Here is a 19,241-nt window from a genome sequence, read left to right on the forward strand (position 1 = left end):
GGGCTAGTTGTTGCTTCTGTTTTATCTGGTAATAGGAATTTTGAAGGGCGAATTAATCCACTTACTAAAGCAAGCTATCTCGGCTCGCCTATTTTAGTTGTAGCATATGCACTTAGTGGCACTCTTAATATAGATCTAACAAATATGCCCATAGGAGAAAATATTTATTTAAAAGATATTTGGCCAAGCAAAGAAGAGATAGATGAAGTTATTGCAAAGATTTATCTACGGTACATAGTTCACTTGCCGGTCCAAAACGTCCGCAAGATCGAGTAAACTTAAACGATGTAGCAAGTAATTTTAAATATGAATTACCGAATTTTGCTTTAGAAAGTAAAGACATTGATAAAAAATATGCCGTAGCAAATCAGAATTACGAAATCGGTAACGGCGATGTGGTAATTGCAGCAATTACTAGCTGTACTAATACTTCTAATCCTTCGGTTATGATTGGTGCAGCACTTCTTGCTAAAAAAGCACTAGAACACGGGTTAAAGGTAAAACCTTGGGTTAAAACTTCTCTTGCTCCTGGTTCAAAAGTCGTAACGGAATATTTGAAGTTTAGCGGTCTTGATAAATATTTAGATGAATTAGGGTTTAATCTAGTAGGTTACGGCTGCACTACTTGCATCGGTAATTCCGGACCTCTAAATCCGGAAATAGAGGAAACTATTAACAAAAACGGGCTAGTTGTTGCTTCTGTTTTATCTGGTAATAGGAATTTTGAAGGGCGAATTAATCCACTTACTAAAGCAAGCTATCTCGGCTCGCCTATTTTAGTTGTAGCATATGCACTTAGTGGCACTCTTAATATAGATCTAACAAATATGCCCATAGGAGAAAATATTTATTTAAAAGATATTTGGCCAAGCAAAGAAGAGATAGATGAAGTTATTGCAAATTCAATTAATTCCTCTATGTTTATAGAAAAATATTCTGATATATTTAGCGGAACGAAAGAGTGGAAAGATTTACAGGTTACTAATAGTTCTACTTATAACTGGAATAAGAATAGTACCTATATTAATAATCCGCCTTATTTTGAGGATATAGGCAGCAAGAATAATATACAAGATATAAAATCTGCAAAAATTCTAGCAATTCTCGGTGATTCTATTACTACCGATCATATTTCGCCGGCAGGTAGTATTAGTAAAACCAGCCCTGCTGCTAAATATTTAACGGACCATCATATAGAGCCTCTAGATTTCAACTCTTACGGATCACGTAGAGGAAATCATGAAGTAATGATGCGTGGCACATTTGCTAATATTCGTATAAAAAATGAGATGTGTAAAGGTGTAGAAGGCGGGTTTACCATAAACCAGTTAAGCGGCACGCAGCAAACTATCTACGATGCAGCTATGGACTACAAAGCTCATGATGTATCGGTAGTGATTTTTGCAGGTAAAGAATATGGCAGCGGCTCATCTAGAGACTGGGCAGCAAAAGGACCTGGGTTGCTTGGTGTAAAGGCAGTGATTGCCGAGAGCTTTGAGCGAATACATCGCTCAAATTTAGTAGGTATGGGTATTTTACCGCTAACTTTTACCGGCAATAACACAAGATTAGGTTTAAAGTTAGACGGTTCAGAAACTATTGACATTATAGGCTTAAGCGAGAATATAAGCTCTTATAATCCTGTTAAATGCGTGATAAAAAAACAAACCGGTGAAATAAGAACAATCGATTTAATATTGCAAATATTTACGGATAATGAGATAAATTATATAAAGCACTGCAGTATTATGCACTTTGTGGTAGAGAGTTTGAAGGGGTAGTCTGGTATCGTCATTGCAAGGAAATTGCGTAGCAATTGTACGTACGTAATCTTGGGAGTTTGTTATTATTTCATAAGATTGCCACGCCAGCCCTACGGCTGCTCGCAATGACAACTCAGATAGCCACGCAACAATGCCACACGGGAACGACATAAAGAGGTAAAAATATGGATAAGCATCTTAAAGAATATACCGAGAGCGGTAAGAAAAATTTAATTGTGGTATATATATTATATTTATGCGGGGTCGTAGCTCCGATATTGCCGTTAATCGGGGTATTTTTTGCATATCTTAACAAAGATAAAGGCGATAACTTTGCAATTAGTCATTACGTGTTTTTATTTCGTACTTTTTGCCTTGGGGTTCTTGGGTGGATTGTATGTTTTATATTTACGTTTATCATGATTGGAGTAGTACTATACTTTATACTCGCTGTTTGGTATATACTTCGTGTTGCCATCGGTTTTAAATATATGATAGAAGACACAGCATACCCAAACCCTATGACTTATTGGATAAAATAAAAATGATAAAGCTGAACGTAGACGGCTCTGAAATAGAAGTATCAGAAGGTAGCACCGTTTATCAAGCCTGTACACAAGCAGGAAAAGAAATCCCTCATTTTTGTTATCATGGGCGTCTAAAAATCGCTGGTAATTGCCGTATGTGCTTGGTTGAAATGGAAAAATCACTAAAGCCTATAGCTTCTTGTGCTATGCCGGTAAGTAACGGTATGGTTATTCATACCGATACGCCTATGGTAAAAAAAGCACGTGAAGGGGTGATGGAGTTTTTACTGATTAACCATCCTTTAGATTGTCCTATTTGTGATCAGGGCGGAGAGTGTGATTTACAGGATCAGGCTTTCAGATACGGCAAAGGTACTAATAGATTCCACGAAAATAAGAGATCTATTAAAGATAAATATATGGGACCGCTGATTAAAACAGCGATGACTAGATGCATACAATGCACAAGATGTATTAGATTTGCGAGCGATATAGCAGGAATAGAGGAAATGGGAGCTATTTACCGTGGAGAACACATGGAAGTAACTTCATATTTAGAGCAAACTTTAGATTCCGAAATTTCCGGTAATATGATCGATATTTGTCCCGTCGGTGCTTTGAACTCTAAGCCTTATGCTTTTAAAGCTCGTAAATGGGAGCTAAAACATACCGCTAGCATTGGAGTGCATGATGCCGAAGGCTCTAATATTCGTATTGATAGTAGAGGCGATGAGGTAATGAGGATATTACCTCGTGTTAATGAAGAAATAAATGAAGAGTGGCTTTCGGATAAGAATCGTTTTAGTTATGACGGTTTAAAATATCAGCGCTTGGATCGTCCTTATATCAGAAAAAACGGTAAGTTAGTAGAAGCTAGCTGGAGTGAAGCTTTAAAGACAGTAGCGGATAAAATAAAATCCGTAAAACCAGAAAAGATTGCTGCTATTGCTGGTTCTCTCTCTTCTGTCGAAGCAATGTTTATGTTAAAAACATTATTGCAAAAGCTTGGCTCTAATAATTACAGCGTTAATCAGTTTGACTATAAACTAGATACCACGCAGCGAGGCAATTATTTATTTAATACTACTATTGCAGAGATAGAAAAGGCTGATTTATGTTTGCTAATCGGAGCAAATCCAAGGCAAATAGCTCCAGTATTAAATAGTAGAATAGGTATGCGAGTACGTGCCGACTCACTAAAAGTAGCAAGAATAGGTGGAGGGCATAACCAAACCTATAAAATTCAGGATTTAGGAAGTGATATTAAGATTATTGAGGAGCTAGCCATTGGTACTCATGAGTTTACGAAAGCCTTAAAAGCAGCAAAATATCTGATGATTATAGTAGGTGATGGTGTATATGCAAGAGATGACGGATATGCTATATTATCGCTTATTCATAAGATAGTGACTGAATATAATATTATGCGTGATGATTGGAAAGGCTTTAATATATTGCATAATCACGCTTCTATAGTTGGCGGTCTTGATATTGGTTTTAATACTCCTATTAAGCTTGAAGAGTTAGAACTCGCTTATTTACTTGGAGCGGACGCCGTCCCATTTGATAAGCTGAAATCGACTTTTATAATATATCAAGGACATCACGGGGACGCAGGTGCTAGCAGTGCTGATGTAATTTTACCTGCGGCTGCTTATACCGAGCAGAGCGGAATTTACGTAAATTTAGAAGGTAGACCGCAAATAGCAGAAAAAGCAGTATCGCCTGTAGGGGTAGCTAAAGAAGATATAGAAATTATTAAGGAGCTTGCCGGTTATCTAAAAATAGATATCGGAATGGATAATTTGCAAGAAGTAAGAGTAAAGCTTGCTGAAGAATATAAGGTATTTGCTAGTATTGATAGAATTATAGAAAATAAATTTAGTAAGTTTAGCTCTAAAGATAAGTTATCAAAAGAGCCTATAACTGCAGAACCTATTAATTATTATATGACTGACGTAATTAGTAAAAATTCGGTCACTATGGCTAAGTGCGTTGAGGCTAAGGAAGCAAGAGACGAGGAGGCGGTATGATGAAAAATATGCTATTCTCACCCCGTATGTCATTCCCGCAAAAGCAGGAATCCAGCTCTTTTTTTGTAAATTATTTTCTGGATTCCCACTTTTGCAGGAATGATATAATAAGAGTACAATCATGCTAGAACTCTTTTTTGAATATATTTTTCCGTTAATTATCATCGCTCTAAAGGTAGTTGCAATTACTATCCCTTTAATATTGTGCGTTGCGTATTTAACATATGCAGAGCGTCGTGTTATTGGATTAATGCAGCTTCGACGAGGACCTAACGTTGTCGGTCCGTTTGGATTACTTCAGCCTATTGCCGATGCGGTTAAGCTCTTATTCAAAGAGCCGATCATTCCAACCAATTCCGATAAAATATTATTTATTTTAGCACCGATGATAACTTTTATATTAAGTTTAATCGGCTGGGCAGTTATACCCTTTGCAAAGGGCGTAGTTCTGGCAGATATTAATGTAGGTGTTTTATATATTCTTGCTATTTCCTCTTTAAGTGTTTACGGCATTATTATTGCTGGCTGGGCTAGTAACTCAAAATATGCTTTTTTAGGAGCTATACGTTCCTCTGCCCAAATGATTTCTTATGAAGTGTCGATGGGACTGGTTATTATTACCGTGCTACTTACTACCGGTACTCTCAATTTAAGTGAGATCATTGAAGCACAAAGAATAATGCCGTGGTGGATTGATTTAATGCTACTACCTATGGGTGTCGTGTTTTTTATCTCGGTGCTTGCCGAAACAAATAGATTACCTTTTGATTTACCTGAAGCAGAATCGGAGTTAGTCGCTGGCTATAATGTTGAATATTCCTCTATGGGATTTGCTTTATTTTTTCTAGGTGAATATGCTAATATGATATTAGTTAGTGCAATGACTACGACTTTCTTTTTAGGAGGTTACTTGCCGCCCTTTAATATATCGTGGTTAGATTGTATTCCGGGGTTCGTTTGGTTTGTATTTAAGGTCGGATTCTTATTGTTTTGTTTTTTATGGATTAGAGCGACCTTACCAAGATATCGCTATGATCAATTAATGCGACTTGGCTGGAAAGTATTTTTACCTCTAACTTTATTTTGGGTGGTGTTAGTATCAAGCGTGCTTGTTTATACAGATAATTTACCGAGTATTTAGGTGTTATTGTCATTGTTGCTTGATCGGTTTACCCGTCATTGCGAGGAAATTACGAAGTAATTGACGAAGCAATTTCAGGATATTTGACTAGATTGCCACGCAGCCTACGGCTGTTCGCAATGACGACTCGGTATCCATGCGGGTGATGCCCCGCAGAAATACATCGATCTTTAATATATAATTTTTATGATAAACTATTTAAAATCGTTTTTTCTATATGAGATAGTAAGGGGGATGGCTTTGACTTTAAAGTATTTCTTTAAGCCCAAAGTTACCATAAATTATCCTTATGAAAAAAGCCCTGTTAGTCCAAGATTTAAGGGTGAACATGCCCTGCGTCGCTATGAAAACGGTGAAGAACGCTGCATTGCGTGCAAATTCTGTGAGGCGATTTGTCCGGCACAAGCGATAGTAATTGAAGCGGACGAACGAGAAGACGGCAGCAGGCGTACTACTCGTTATGATATAGATATGACAAAATGCATTTATTGCGGATTATGTCAGGAAGCTTGCCCTGTAGATGCAATAGTTGAAGGTCCTAATTTTGAGTTTGCAAGTCTAACTCATACCGCACTTATTTACGATAAGGAAAGATTACTGCAAAATGGCGATAGATGGGAACAGGCACTCGCTAGTAAACTACACAAAGATTACGAGTATAGGTAATATACTCGTTTAATTACTCTTCATTTATTCGGAATATATACGTATATTATGCTATTGTGATTCTGTTAATAGGTTCATTTCAAGAAAGTTAAATTAAAAAAATATATCATGAAAATTCGAACCTTGTATTCGAGATTTCATAAACCTTTGTAATTTAATTATTGATTTTCTTTTTTTTGACTTTTATTCTCTTAATTGTAAATAATTATAAAAACTAAAAAATTATGTTTATAAAACAGATTTATAGTATGGTAGTTTGTTTTGTTACTACTATAGTTTTATTGATAACGCTCTCTATTACATTTAATGCATTCATTACATTATTCCTACCGGAATAAGAGGAACTCATAAAATATAGTACTAATGAGCAATATTTAAAGCTAAAATCATATGATAAGGATTTATATGAACAATTAAAAGGGTTGCCTCCAAAAGAGTTAGAAGACAAGAGAATTAGTTATAAGAATAATATATAGAAGTTACTAAAACACATGCTGTAAGTACAATAATTAATTGTTCAATTTGGATTATAGTTAGCCTTATATTTTTTATTATACATTGGGAGATTTATAAAAATACGCAAAACAATAATAATTAATCAAGCTGTAATATCTGTGCAGATTTTATAGAGCTTTCTAGATGAGAGGATAGAAGAACAATACCACCGCTATTTGCTTTCATGACAATTAGATTATTTAGTAAATCCCTATTTTCTTTGCTTAAGTTAGTTTCAACTTCATCAAGTAGCCATAAGTCAGATTGGCAAGCAATAAGCCTTGCTATGGCTACGATTTTCTGCATCCCGCTAGACAAACTATAGCATTTTTTATCTAATAAGTCGTGTAATTTGAAGTAATGAATAGCAGCATATAGGGTTTCAGCGGAATTATAAATTTCCGACCAAAATTTTAGATTCTCAAAAACAGTCATTTCTGATTTTAGACCTAAATTATGACCGATATAAGTGCAGTAAAGTTTAGCGATATTGTTAATATTACAGTTTCTATAGTAGATATTACCGCTACTTGGTTGCATAATTCCTGCTATCATTCGTAGCAACGAGCTTTTCCCACAACCGTTAGCTCCTTTTATATATGTGATAGAAGAAGGAAGAAAAGTAATATTTAGATCAAATAAGTTTTTAAATTGTAATTGATGAAGTGATAGCATGTCCTTGTCATACCATGGCTTGACCACGGTATCCATAAAAGCAATTCAAAATACTAATAATTTTACTAGATATCGTGGTCAAGCCACGGTATGACATCTGTTGCTTTTTAATAAATTTAATTTTCATGATGCTCTTCTGGTGTGGTCCCAGTTAATTCTGTATTATCTTGTTGATTATTATGACCAATTCCAAGTTTCTCACGAGCATCTCTTCAAGCTTCTTTATGATCTGATGCATCAGGATTTACCACATGAGACTTATACCTATGCCTGTTACCTTATTAGCTTCTTGACCTAGTTTTTTAGTTGTGTTGTTTAATTCATGGTTTATTTTTTTAGCTTCTTTTACTATTTTTCATATAAATCTCACTTTTAAGTTCTATAATTAGAGTAGCATTTATATTTTTTGTAAGCAATTAAAATTTTACCAGCAAATTTTCTACCGATAAGCTAAATACATTTAAAATAGAACTCGGCATTAGACCAAAGTAAATAATTAATAATATTAAAGGAGCTATTGAGATTATTTCGTATTTATATAAATCTCTGAAATGCATAATTTCTTTATTGGTAATTTCACCGAGCATTACTTCTTTGTATAATTTCAGCATGTAAACCGCCCCGAAGATTATGCCGAGAGCTGCTATAAAGGTTGCTACTACATTCACCTTATAAATCCCAAGCAGGCTTAAAAATTCTCCAATAAATCCACTAGTTCCGGGTAACCCGATAGAGCCAAGCATTGCAATCATAAAAAATGCGGCAAGCACCGGCATTTTACTTGCTACACCACCATATTTAGCTATTTCTTTTGTATGTAATCTTTCATACAAAGTACCGACTATTAAGAATAGACATGAAGAAATCACGCCGTGGCTAAGCATCTGAAATATTGCTCCGCTAACTCCGGCTTCAGTAAAGCTAAAAATACCTATCGTAACATATCCCATATGTGCAATAGATGAATATGCGATCATCTTCTTCATATCTTTTTGAGCAAGAGCAACGAGTGATGCATATATTATACCAATAACGCTAAGGTAAATTACGTAAATTGCAAATTCTTGTGATACACTCGGACATAGAGGTAGTAATACTCTTAAAAAACCGTAACCGCCGAGTTTTAGCAAAATACCGGCAAGAATAACCGAGCCGCTGGTTGGAGCTTGTACGTGTGCATCGGGTAGCCAAGTATGAAAAGGAATCATAGGGATTTTAACGGCAAAAGCAATAAAGATAGCCCACCATAAAATTTGCTGAGCAAATAATGGAATATTATCGGTAAGCTGAAAGATATAGGTTAAATCAAAGCTATGCATTTTGCTATAAATATAAATTAATGAAAGTAGGAAAAATACAGAACCAAAGAACGTATATAAGAAGAATTTAAGAGCCGCATATATTCTATTCTCGCCACCCCATATGCCGATAATAATATACATCGGCACTAATATTGCTTCAAAAAACAGATAAAACAATAGTAAATTTACCGAGGTAAATGCCCCTATACAAAAAGATTCCATTAATAAAAAACACACCAAATATTCTTTAATATATTTTTTAACGGTAAATAAGCTTCCAATTATACAAATAAGAGTAAGAAAAGAAGTTAGAACCACAAAAAATATTGATATACCGTCAACGCCTACATGGAATTCAAGCCCGATCTTATCAAGCCAAGCGTAGCGTTCAACAAATTGATAAGCGGGGTTTGAGGAGTCAAACTCTATTAAAATATAGATAGTTGAGATGAATGTTAAAACAGAACTAAGCACTGCAACGTACATTACATATATCGGTTTATCTGCTTTTTTACTTTGACTAATAAACAGCAAAATATATAGCACGCTTATTAGCGGCAGAAAAATACTGATAGATATAATAGGTAATTCTAACATTCTTTAAGATTTTATGAGTTTTTTTCCGTCATGGCGAGGCAAATTACAAAGTAATTGACGAAGCAATCTCAGGAATTTGTTATTATTGTATGAGATTGCCACGCTCTCTACGTTCGCTCGCAATGACGGTTTTAGTTTTTAACGCAAATAACATCAGTACATTATGTTTTTCCAAACAAAATAACTAATTGTTACAACAATAAATGATACTATATACAAAGCATAATTAAAAACATATCCTGTTTGTATTTTGCCGGTAAGAACGCTAAAGCAATTAACGACTCGTGAAAAACCGTTTGGTCCAAAACGATCGATTATTTGCTGATCGCCAAGATAAAATAAAGAAGCTAAACGGTTAATAGGTTTCACAATTAAGCAATTATATATTTCATCGAAGTAATATTTATTGTGTAATATGTTGGAAATTAATACAAGGGGTGTCATCCCGCGGCTTGACCGCAGGGTCCAGGAGTTTTTAATATTTTTACTGGATTTCCGCTTTTGCGGGAATGACATAACAGTACTTGACTTATATAAGTAAATCCCAGTAACAATCCCCACTATACCGACTGCCATAGGTAGTAGCTTAATATATAAAGGCGGGTGGCTAATTAGTAATTTATAAATATGTAAATTAAATAGGCTTGCATGGAAATAACCGTTTGGTTTGTCCATAGCAAGTAAATAATAGCCGATCATACCGCTAAAAAAGCTCCCGGCGACAAGTAATATAAGTGGATTATTCATTACTTTAGCCGGTTCGTGAGCATGCTCAAAAACATCTTTTTCTAGCTTAGTTTTGCCATGAAATACCAACATAATAATCTTCATTGAATAAATAGCGGTAAGTATTGTTGCTGCTATTCCAAAAATAAACATAAACGAGCCGCTACTATAAGCCGCTTCTAAAATCGAGTCTTTAGAGTAAAATCCTGCCAAAGGATAAATCCCTATTAGTGCAAGTGAGCCGATTAAGAAGTTGCCATAAGTTACCGGCATTTTATTTCTTAAATCACCCATTTTAAAAATATCCTGCTCGTGAACGGCGTGTATTACGCTGCCGGCTGATAAGAATAATAAGGCCTTAAAAAAGGCATGAGTTACTAAGTGAAATATTCCGCTATTATAGGCAGATACTCCGCACGCCATGAACATATAACCAAGCTGACTGCAAGTTGAGTAAGCAATAATCTTCTTGATATTGCTGTGCATAATAGCAATGCTTGCAGCAAAAAGACAAGTAACACCGCCGATAATCGTAATAAATTGTAGAATTAAAGGGCTATATTCAAATAAATACGAGCAGCGTGCTACTAAGAATACTCCTGCTGTTACCATGGTTGCTGCATGAATAAGTGCAGATACCGGAGTCGGTCCTTCCATCGCATCAGGAAGCCATACATGTAAACCGATCTGTGCAGATTTACCCATACAACCGATGAATAATAATAAACAAATAATGTCTAGAATGGAAAAATGTAAAAATATTTTTATATTAGATAATAATTCTGCAGATGACAATACATCTTTGTAATTTGCCGAGCCACAATAAATAATAATCGTCATTACGCCTAAGATAAAAGCAAAATCGCTGACTCTATTTATTATAAAAGCTTTAATCGCTGCTTTATTGGCTGATTCTTTTGAATACCAAAAACCTATTAGTAAATATGAGCAAACGCCGACGCCCTCCCAACCGAAAAATAACTGTAAGAAATTATCGCTAGATACTAGCATTAACATAAAAAAAGTGAATAAAGAAAGAAAAGACAAGAAGCGTATCATCCCCTTATCTTCGGCCATATAACCAAGTGAGTAGATATGCACGACGCTTGACACCCATGTTACGGCTATAAACATTATGCTAGTTAGCTGATCGATATAAATCGACCAATTTACTTTAAAATTTCCAACCTCAATCCATGGTAATAATTTAATATGGATTATATTCCCGTCTAAGCCCGCATCGCAAAATATTATTAATGAGAATAAGGCAGATAAAGATAAAAAGCCGGTTGCAATTACTTGCGCTAATTTTTTGTCTATTACCCTTACGAATAACCCGTTTATTATGCTAGATGCAAGCGGTAACATGATGATCATTATGGAAATATTTTGATACATCATTATCCCCACATCTGATTAATGTCGGTAATTTCAATTGAGCCTTTATTACGGAAATATATTAGTAATATTGCAAGTCCGATTGAGGTTTCGGCAGCTGCTACGGTTAAGATTATAATACTAAAAATTTGTCCCGATAATTCTTGCATATATACGGAAAATGCAACAAAATTTATGTTAACTGCAAGCAGCATTAACTCAATAGACATTAATATATTGATAATATTTTTGCGATGCATAAATAATCCAAACATTCCGATAGTAAAAACTAAGCTGCTTAAGATTAAATAATGATTAAGCGAAATATATTCATTCATATTTAATATTCTCAACACCTTTATTTAGAATAGGCTTTGTCATTAATACGGTATTTTCTTTATTGTGACGTAGTTGTTTTGATATATCTTGACGTTTTACTCCCTCACGCTTCTTTAGTGTTAACGTAATACATGCAATCATAGCGACAAATAATATAAGGCCCGCCATTTGAAACGGTAGCATAAAGTCTGTGTAGAGTACGCCTCCTATTGCTTTAGTATTTGAAATATTATTTGTTATGGCAAACGATACATTGGAGTTGAAATTAATATTTTTAGTACCAAGTAAAATAATTATTACTAAATCGGCAAACATAATCAAAGCTATAAAAATACTTAAAGCTAGATTTGCTTTTAGCTGCGTTATTGTCTTATTAAAATGCATATCTAGCATCATTATCACAAATAAGAATAATACTGCTACAGCTCCAACATAAATCACTATCAGCATCATAGCTAAAAATTCTGCTCCAAGCAAAATCATAAGCCCTGCACCGTTGATAAATGCAAAAATTAACCATAATACCGAATATATGGAATTTTTGCTTAAGACAACGCACAAGCTACTGATAGTTATTAATGTTGCAAATAAATAAAAAAATATAGGCATGGTATTTATATAGGTTGTGTCTTATCTCTATTTTATCCTTGTAAAACTCGTTTTACAACATTAGGTTCTTTCTCAATAATCTTAAGAAGTAATTTTGCAGCTCTGGTAGGTAATCTTCTGCCTTGTTCCCAGTTTCTTAAAGTTGCAACACTCACTCCAAATGTTGTAGCAAATTGTTGTTGTGTTAATTTTAACTTATCTCTTGCTTCATGCACGTCTATATTAGATGATTTTATATCATGTTTATTTGCTTTTAATTTTCCTTTAGTGTGTAAAACAGCCTCTTGCATTCCAATTAATATACTTTTGTCGGTTTGATTAGTATTTTTATTATTCATTTCTGCCTTGTCCGACATATAATTTTACCAATTCTTCAGTTAGTTTTTTTAATTCATTACAACTATTATGATTAATATTTTCCATCTTACTTTTTATAAAACCGGTTATTAAAAATACCGGCATATTTTCATTGTAGTAAAAATAAATTATTCTTATACTGCCACTTTTACCTTTATTATTACTACTTAAAGTAAATCGTAACTTTCTTATACCTTCAGTGCCTTTTATTATATCACCTTGGTCAGGATTAGCAGCAATGTAATGTATTATTTCAAAGCATTCTTTTTCATTTAAATTATTCTTAGCGAATTTTTGAAACTCTGGAAGCTCAACAACTGAAATCAATTTTTTACTCATAATAATTATACGCCATTGGCGTAGGAGAATCAATAAATAATTTTTGTTTAGTATCATGGATACCGTGGCAAGACCCACGGTATGACAGAGTGCAAATTGGCTACACCAACAAAGCATTAGAAGAAAATTTCTTGATCATCGGAATAAATAAGCTTTCTAGTTCTTTGCGTATTTCTTCCTTGTTTTCTACTTTTTGACCTTCTTTACTTAAAGTTAGCTCGCCTTTTTCTACATGACCAAGTACAGCCTCAATGATTGCTTTTTTATCATGTTTACCATCCATATATCTAAGTGCAAACTTCTCAAAGAAATTAACGCCGATCGGTTCATGTTTTAAATTTGTAACCCACATAGAAGGTGTATGGGTTGCTTGATGTATCACCATTTTTGTTGTTTTAGGCTTATCAAGCTCAGGGTTATTTCGATGCTTCTGATTTGTAATACTAATATAACCTTGTAGTACTAGCGTCATTGCATTATTTAAAAGCTCAGCTTTGATTTCGTTTAATTTAGTATTATGTAGCTTTTTATTAGCTTCAGTGGTTATTTTCTCAAAACTTAACGGATTATTTAGATTTTCGCTGAAAGTGTATAAAATAGCTTTCATATAAGGCGAACTAGTTGTTAAGTTAGAGTCTTTATTGCCGTTTAAGAAGAATTTTAAATTTTCGGAAGCATTATTAAGATCTACTTCTTTGAGTGGTTTTTCAGGCACTATATTAAAGATTATATTAAATTTCGTTATATCATCATTGTTAATATTTCTATTAATTTTCACATCACTATGACATAGTAAAGTGGTTCTAAAACGACGATTCGTAATGAAATCCATATATTGTTCGGTTCTAACTATATCGTTTACCGCTTTTAACTGCTCTACTACTTTCGGCGGCATATTACCGAGATACATAGTTGAAAGATTACAATCGGCTAAATATTGTAAATTGTGCTTTCTTGCTTCATTCATAAATTCATGGAAGTAGAATTGAGCATTTTCTTCTTCTAGATGATCATGACGTAAATAATGATCGGTTTGTTTAGCAAGTAGCCCTGCTTCGGTTTTTAATGCTTCTGCATAAGGAGTTTTAGAGTTTTCTAAGCTATCCTTAACAAATTCTAGTAACAATCTAGCTTGAGCTATTCTATCCCGTACATTTGCAAATAAGCTAGAATGATACATCATCATATCTCTAATAGTACGGACCATATTCCAGCCAGGGAGGGTATTATAGCTAATATATGCTATTCCGTTTGGACTAAGATTTTTATTACAAACTTCAAAAATTTTATCTCTAACGGTTTTTGGTACCCAAGAAATTACGCCATGGCAAATTATATAATCAAACTTACCGAAAGAATCGTTAATATCGGTTATCGAACAATGATGGAACTCTATATTTTTTAATCCTAGTGCTTTAACATTTTTATTTGCTTCGTCAATTTGTACCTTAGACAAATCAACCCCAACAAAATAAGCTTTTGGATAAAGAACTGCATGTGGTATTAAATTACCGCCTGCTGCACAACCAAGCTCTAATATTTTTGCATTCTCGACTTCAGGAGCATTTACACCGAAAAGAGTTGCAAGTGTACTTAAGTGATAAGGATTTGTAAGAGCATATGGGTAGCTTTCATACGGTACTTCATCATAAGTGTTATGATCTGAAACCGCACCGTTAACAACGGATTGTACGGAATGTGTTTTTTGTGCCATCTTATCATGACCGTTAGGGGTAGAAGAAGAGTTAGTAGCTTTTGGAGACATATTTTTTCCTTATGTAGTTGAATTATTCGTGTCATCCCGCGGGATGACATTGTAGCTTTCATATAAATATTTCACAGAATTATTAAAATGGCAATCTACAAGTAAATCCTACGCCAAATTCTCCAACGGCTATAGTTTTTTTGATAGGATTTGCTGGTACGAATTGCTCCGTTTTCATATCAAGCGTATCATAATTAATTCTTACTCTATATGCTGTTTGTAATTTTGCAGTTGCATCAATACTTAAATTTGAAGTTACATCTTGTGAAATTCCAAGACCTGCTTGCCAAGCAACACAATTTTTATGAGTTTTTCTTACTTTAAAATAATCGCTATTTATAACACTCCGCCTAGGAGAGGTAGGCTTAACTTTTACTTGTGCTATTCCACCTCCAAGTATTACAAAAGGTGTGAAAGTTTTTATTTTTTCTAAATCATAAATAAGATTTAGCATATATATATTTGATAATACGGTAGTATTACCTGGGGTTTTAGGAATAGTGAGACCATTACTTAAATTTTGCTGAGGTAATACGTAATGCAGACGATATTTAGGTTGATAAGTTGCTGAGAATTCAATAGCTATCTGTGGATATATTATATAGCCTATTTTCCCACTATACATACTTGATTTTTTTAAAATTATTTTGGTATTTGAGTGTTTATGTCGGAATTTACTAACGACCGGTTCAACTATTCCGCCTTCTGCTCCTATATAGAACCCTGTTTCTTTTGCGAAAGCAATGTTATTAAAAATGATGATAGTAATAAAAAATAATTTTAGTAATTTAGTCATTATAATTGCTTAAAAAATAAAAAAATATTATATACCCCCTTTATTAATGGTCAATCATATTTTTCCTAATTATGGAAGCAATTATACCAAATAGTAATAAAGTAATAGTTACAGTGAGCGCAACATATGCCGGAATCGCTATATAATGATGAATAAATATTTTAAAGCTGATAAATATTAAAATTAAAGCCAAAGAATATTTTATATAACTGAAACGTTCTACAATTTCTGCTAAACAAAAGAATAACGCTCTAAGCCCTAAAATAGCAAAAATATTTGAAGTATAAATTATATAAACATCATTAGTAATTGCGAATATTGCCGGTATGCTATCTATAGCAAAGACTAAATCTATTGCTTCTATCAGTACTAGAGATATAAAAAGGGGAGTACAATATAGTTTGTTATTACGTTTAACAACAAATTTATCCCCTTCAAGGTTAGGGGTAATATTTAGATTTTTTATTATTGACTTGTAAATATAAGAATTCTGTATATCAAAAGTTTTATGTGATACATAGAAAGTTTTTATACCTGTAGCAATAAGTATTACGGCAAAAATATATAATAACCAGGCAAATTTATTTATAAGAATAATACCGCCGTAAATCATTACGGCTCTGAATATTATTACGCCTATTATACCGAAAAATAAAACACGATGTTGATATTGCCCGGGAATTTTAAAAAATTGGAACATAATAGAAATAACAAAAATATTATCAAGTGACATAGCTTTCTCAATGAGAAAGCAAGTATAATATTCACGAGCATGATCTGCCCCCGTATTATAGTAAACATAGATACCGAATAAACAAGCTATTACAAGATAGAAAAGACTAAAAAGTATGCTTTCTTTAAAGCTCATTATGGTATTTTTTTTGTGTATTATTCCCAAATCGAGAATCAGTAAAGCAGCGATTACCGTATAAAAAACAATCCAACTCATTTATTTATCTCTTCATTTTATATTGCATGTGGAAATATAGTCCTCCACCAAACATAACTCTTAGCTGGAATCTTATAGTATTTTCTCCTTGTTTTAAATAACGCTTTATATCAATCGGTAAATTTTTAGCTTGTAATGCTTGACCTTGGTCATTTCCATTGTTACAGTACCTTTTCTCATCTAGAGAATCAACGTTAGTAGGGAGGCTAAGTAACTTTGTGCCGTTGACATATATTAATGTGCAATCATCATACCATAAATCTTTTACTTCAAAATACTCAATATCGTCCATTATTGCATCTAAAGTTACTTTGAATTCTACAGTATGCAATATTGTATTGTCCGGTTTATTTGCTGCAGCTATATGTGCTCCATCCTTTGGAAATGCCATAATGCTCCCATGTGGTACCGGTTTTTTGTTTAAGATATAGTCACCTATTTTAGTTACCGGATTATAAGGGGTCTCAGGTAATTGGTCTGATGGAAAGTCGTTATAACCAACTTTTATAGGTAATCCTTTAGATTCTCTACAGCCGACATTTTGGCCTAAAGGTTCAAACTCGATAACCTTTCTATCAAAATATGATAAGCAATGGCGTTCTAAAGGTTTATTAGGATCAATAGGTATCCAATTCGTCGGGCATTTTCCTTTTGCAAGTTCGCCTATATCGCTTTCAGGCCATTCTGCATTACCGTGATTGTTACCGGAAGGAGCTTTCTCTGTGCTAGGAATTTTAGCACAAGTAGGTACTAATATAGGAGCACAAAGATTTAGCTCTTGCCAAGTTTTATCTCTTACATCCTCAGTCTCAGCTTTATATGTCGGCTCAGGAGGAGTATTGTTATCTCCTTTTGTATATGTCACTGTATAATATTTTGAAGGATCTACCGGTACTAATATTGGTCCTATGTTAGGTTTCGGCTCGATTCTATCTGTATAATCCCTACTTAAAACACATATTGAAGTATTAGCCTTATCGTTATTGGTATAGCATTTACTCGGAATCTTATTTATATTGCAAGTATAAATTGTAATACCTCTTCCTGGACCTGACACTGTTTCTTCTAGAGTACAGCGTGTTAGATCTGTATCTTTTTTACATAAGCCAAGATTTGGATATTTAACGTTATATTTATTTTTAAAATCTTTACAATTTATAGTATCGTTGTTGTTGAGTTTAGCAAGTACACAATTTGTCGAGTCATTATTGTAACCGGGAATAGGTGATCCATCAGGTAAAGTAGGACGCAGCATAGGGTTACAATGTTGGAAATTTTTCGGCATCAAGCAGGCATGCGTCCCACCTTGGATATATTTACCGTTTATATATTCTAAATATTTTAAATATACCGCACTTGAGTCAGGATTTCCATTACTATCATAAGGTGCTTTATCATCTTTATATTTACCGTGAATAGTCAACTGATTTAGAGCATTCTCTTCTGAAAACGGCATAGCAATATATTTATCTTCCTTTGGATCTTTAGGTATAAACGCAACGGAAGAACTATACTTATAACCGGCAAGCATTACTATGTTTTCTGTGTCAGTGGGGTTGGGAGGTGGAGGTCCGGCGTATGCTAACGGCGTTACAAGAGTGCTTGTTTCATCTATGATATTGTCGCCTTCTCTTACTTGTACTGACGCAATGAATTGCGGTTTATAATAAGCATCGTTGGGATTGCTATTATTAGTACAGGTAATTCCGGCATATTGCTTTGCACATTCATAAGCAGCTAAGCTGTAAGAATGATTTACTCTTGGTACGCAATCTATTAAATTACCGGACTCAAATAAGCAAATATTATTAGGATTTTGCTTATCGTCTTCGGTATTACTAATAGAGACATAAAGCTTTCTATCTTTACCGTTATTGTCTTTTAAGGTGATATCTGTCTTTATAGGCATTAAGCTAGTTGTATCTTGCTTTTGTACCTCAGGAAATTTTACGCTTACATCCTTAAATTCGCCGATATTAACTCCCCACACTTTTTGACAGGTAGTTGAATTAGAACTTGGACAGTCCGGTATATCGCTTATGTAGTAATCGCTGGGTGTTTCTACATTTCCAATTTTCTGCGAATATACTATTCTAAATCCCTCATTACAACCGTTAGCCGTAACACTACATGGCGTAGCAATTTCTGTATTAATACATGGAGTGTCACCTGAAGTATTCTTACACGATTTAATTAAATCTTTAAAAGCCGTATTAGTATGAGTAATTTTTGCTGAAGAAAAATCTATATTACGTGGTTCTACACAAGTTTTGAGGTCAGAGCGAGAACTCGTGCAAAGCGGAACAAGATTGCTAAAGCTAACACGTATGGTATTATTAACAATATTGTTTTTAACATTAATATTAGATGGCACTACACAAGCCGGACTAGTAGAAGATTGGTCAAACTTGCCGCTTGCATCTTTGATGCTACATACATTATTAGCACTCGCATTAATGCTAATATAATCTAAATTTGGACAATATGGCGGTGGAAAAGGCCCTAAAGGTAATTGTACACAACCAAAAGAATAGCTATCTACAGAACCATTTAATGACCCAAGTGCTTCAATAATTTTTATTATTAAAGCAGGAAAAAAATTAAAAATCTCTCCTATTGCATTAAGTATTGATTGAAGTACTTTTATAAATTCTGAATTTTGATTTATCATACCAAGAAGCTGCCCTAATAAACTTGGTAAACTTACTCCTTTTATCGTTTCAACTAAAAATTTTAATACTTTTGCAATAGGGCTAAGTTCATTAGTATGATGAAGAGGTTGACGA

General features: G+C 33.9%; 15 protein-coding genes and 2 pseudogenes. 6 read left to right on the top strand and 11 right to left on the bottom strand.

The window, feature by feature from the left end:
- The 6 genes and pseudogenes from O6R16_RS02530 to nuoI form a co-directional block, all read left to right on the top strand.
- A pseudogene (locus O6R16_RS02530) lies at positions 1-216 on the top strand (aconitase family protein); the annotation flags it as partial.
- A 2-nt stretch (positions 217-218) separates the two neighbouring features.
- Positions 219-1,781: pseudogene (gene acnA, locus O6R16_RS02535) on the top strand (aconitate hydratase AcnA); the annotation flags it as partial.
- A gap of 167 nt (positions 1,782-1,948) precedes the next feature.
- Positions 1,949-2,305 carry a DUF4870 family protein gene (locus O6R16_RS02540; RefSeq protein WP_499679878.1) on the top strand — a complete coding sequence of 119 codons (357 nt, stop codon included), beginning with the start codon at positions 1,949-1,951 and terminating at the stop codon, positions 2,303-2,305.
- A gap of 2 nt (positions 2,306-2,307) precedes the next feature.
- Complete coding sequence (gene nuoG, locus O6R16_RS02545) at positions 2,308-4,323, top strand: NADH-quinone oxidoreductase subunit NuoG (RefSeq protein ID WP_499679879.1); 2,016 nt, start codon at positions 2,308-2,310, stop codon at positions 4,321-4,323.
- Positions 4,324-4,444: 121 nt separating this feature from the next.
- Positions 4,445-5,464 (top strand): NADH-quinone oxidoreductase subunit NuoH, encoded by a 1,020-nt coding sequence (nuoH, locus tag O6R16_RS02550; protein ID WP_499679880.1) that lies wholly within the window; start codon positions 4,445-4,447, stop codon positions 5,462-5,464.
- A 186-nt stretch (positions 5,465-5,650) separates the two neighbouring features.
- Positions 5,651-6,130: an NADH-quinone oxidoreductase subunit NuoI gene (nuoI, locus tag O6R16_RS02555; protein ID WP_499679881.1), complete on the top strand. Its 480-nt coding sequence runs from the start codon at positions 5,651-5,653 to the stop codon at positions 6,128-6,130.
- A gap of 594 nt (positions 6,131-6,724) precedes the next feature.
- Here the strand turns inward: nuoI and ccmA are convergent.
- The 11 genes from ccmA to O6R16_RS02610 form a co-directional block, all read right to left on the bottom strand.
- Complete coding sequence (gene ccmA / locus O6R16_RS02560) at positions 6,725-7,300, bottom strand: heme ABC exporter ATP-binding protein CcmA (protein ID WP_103897490.1); 576 nt, start codon at positions 7,298-7,300, stop codon at positions 6,725-6,727.
- 416 nt (positions 7,301-7,716) lie between these two features.
- A complete protein-coding gene (locus O6R16_RS02565) occupies positions 7,717-9,198 on the bottom strand; it encodes an NADH-quinone oxidoreductase subunit M (RefSeq protein WP_499679882.1) in 1,482 nt (493 codons plus the stop codon).
- Positions 9,199-9,351: 153 nt separating this feature from the next.
- Positions 9,352-11,325, bottom strand: coding sequence for an NADH-quinone oxidoreductase subunit L (gene nuoL, locus O6R16_RS02570; protein ID WP_499679883.1), 1,974 nt, complete (start codon positions 11,323-11,325; stop codon positions 9,352-9,354).
- Positions 11,325-11,639, bottom strand: coding sequence for an NADH-quinone oxidoreductase subunit NuoK (gene nuoK / locus O6R16_RS02575; RefSeq protein WP_012151334.1), 315 nt, complete (start codon positions 11,637-11,639; stop codon positions 11,325-11,327). Before nuoK ends, nuoL begins: the two co-directional genes overlap by 1 nt.
- The gene (locus O6R16_RS02580) at positions 11,632-12,249 is read right to left on the bottom strand and encodes an NADH-quinone oxidoreductase subunit J (protein WP_499679884.1); all 618 of its coding nucleotides are present in this window, start codon (positions 12,247-12,249) and stop codon (positions 11,632-11,634) included. The genes nuoK and O6R16_RS02580 overlap by 8 nt, the downstream gene beginning before the upstream one ends.
- A 32-nt stretch (positions 12,250-12,281) precedes the next feature.
- The gene (locus tag O6R16_RS02585; RefSeq protein ID WP_499679885.1) at positions 12,282-12,605 is read right to left on the bottom strand and encodes a helix-turn-helix domain-containing protein; all 324 of its coding nucleotides are present in this window, start codon (positions 12,603-12,605) and stop codon (positions 12,282-12,284) included.
- Positions 12,580-12,945 (bottom strand): type II toxin-antitoxin system RelE/ParE family toxin, encoded by a 366-nt coding sequence (locus O6R16_RS02590; protein WP_499679886.1) that lies wholly within the window; start codon positions 12,943-12,945, stop codon positions 12,580-12,582. Before O6R16_RS02590 ends, O6R16_RS02585 begins: the two co-directional genes overlap by 26 nt.
- Positions 12,946-13,045: 100 nt before the next feature.
- Positions 13,046-14,710 (bottom strand): methyltransferase regulatory domain-containing protein, encoded by a 1,665-nt coding sequence (locus O6R16_RS02595; protein ID WP_499679887.1) that lies wholly within the window; start codon positions 14,708-14,710, stop codon positions 13,046-13,048.
- Positions 14,711-14,792: 82 nt separating this feature from the next.
- On the bottom strand, positions 14,793-15,506 hold the full coding sequence (locus O6R16_RS02600; RefSeq protein WP_499679888.1) for an outer membrane protein: 714 nt from the start codon (positions 15,504-15,506) through the stop codon (positions 14,793-14,795).
- Positions 15,507-15,549: 43 nt separating this feature from the next.
- Complete coding sequence (locus O6R16_RS02605) at positions 15,550-16,455, bottom strand: TerC/Alx family metal homeostasis membrane protein (protein ID WP_499679889.1); 906 nt, start codon at positions 16,453-16,455, stop codon at positions 15,550-15,552.
- Positions 16,456-16,459: 4 nt separating this feature from the next.
- Positions 16,460-19,241 (bottom strand): hypothetical protein (locus O6R16_RS02610; RefSeq protein ID WP_499679890.1); only part of this gene is annotated, 2,782 nt, incomplete at its 5' end.

Origin of the sequence: Candidatus Rickettsia tasmaniensis (genome assembly GCF_036857515.1) — a bacterium.
GTDB lineage: Bacteria > Pseudomonadota > Alphaproteobacteria > Rickettsiales > Rickettsiaceae > Rickettsia > Rickettsia rickettsii.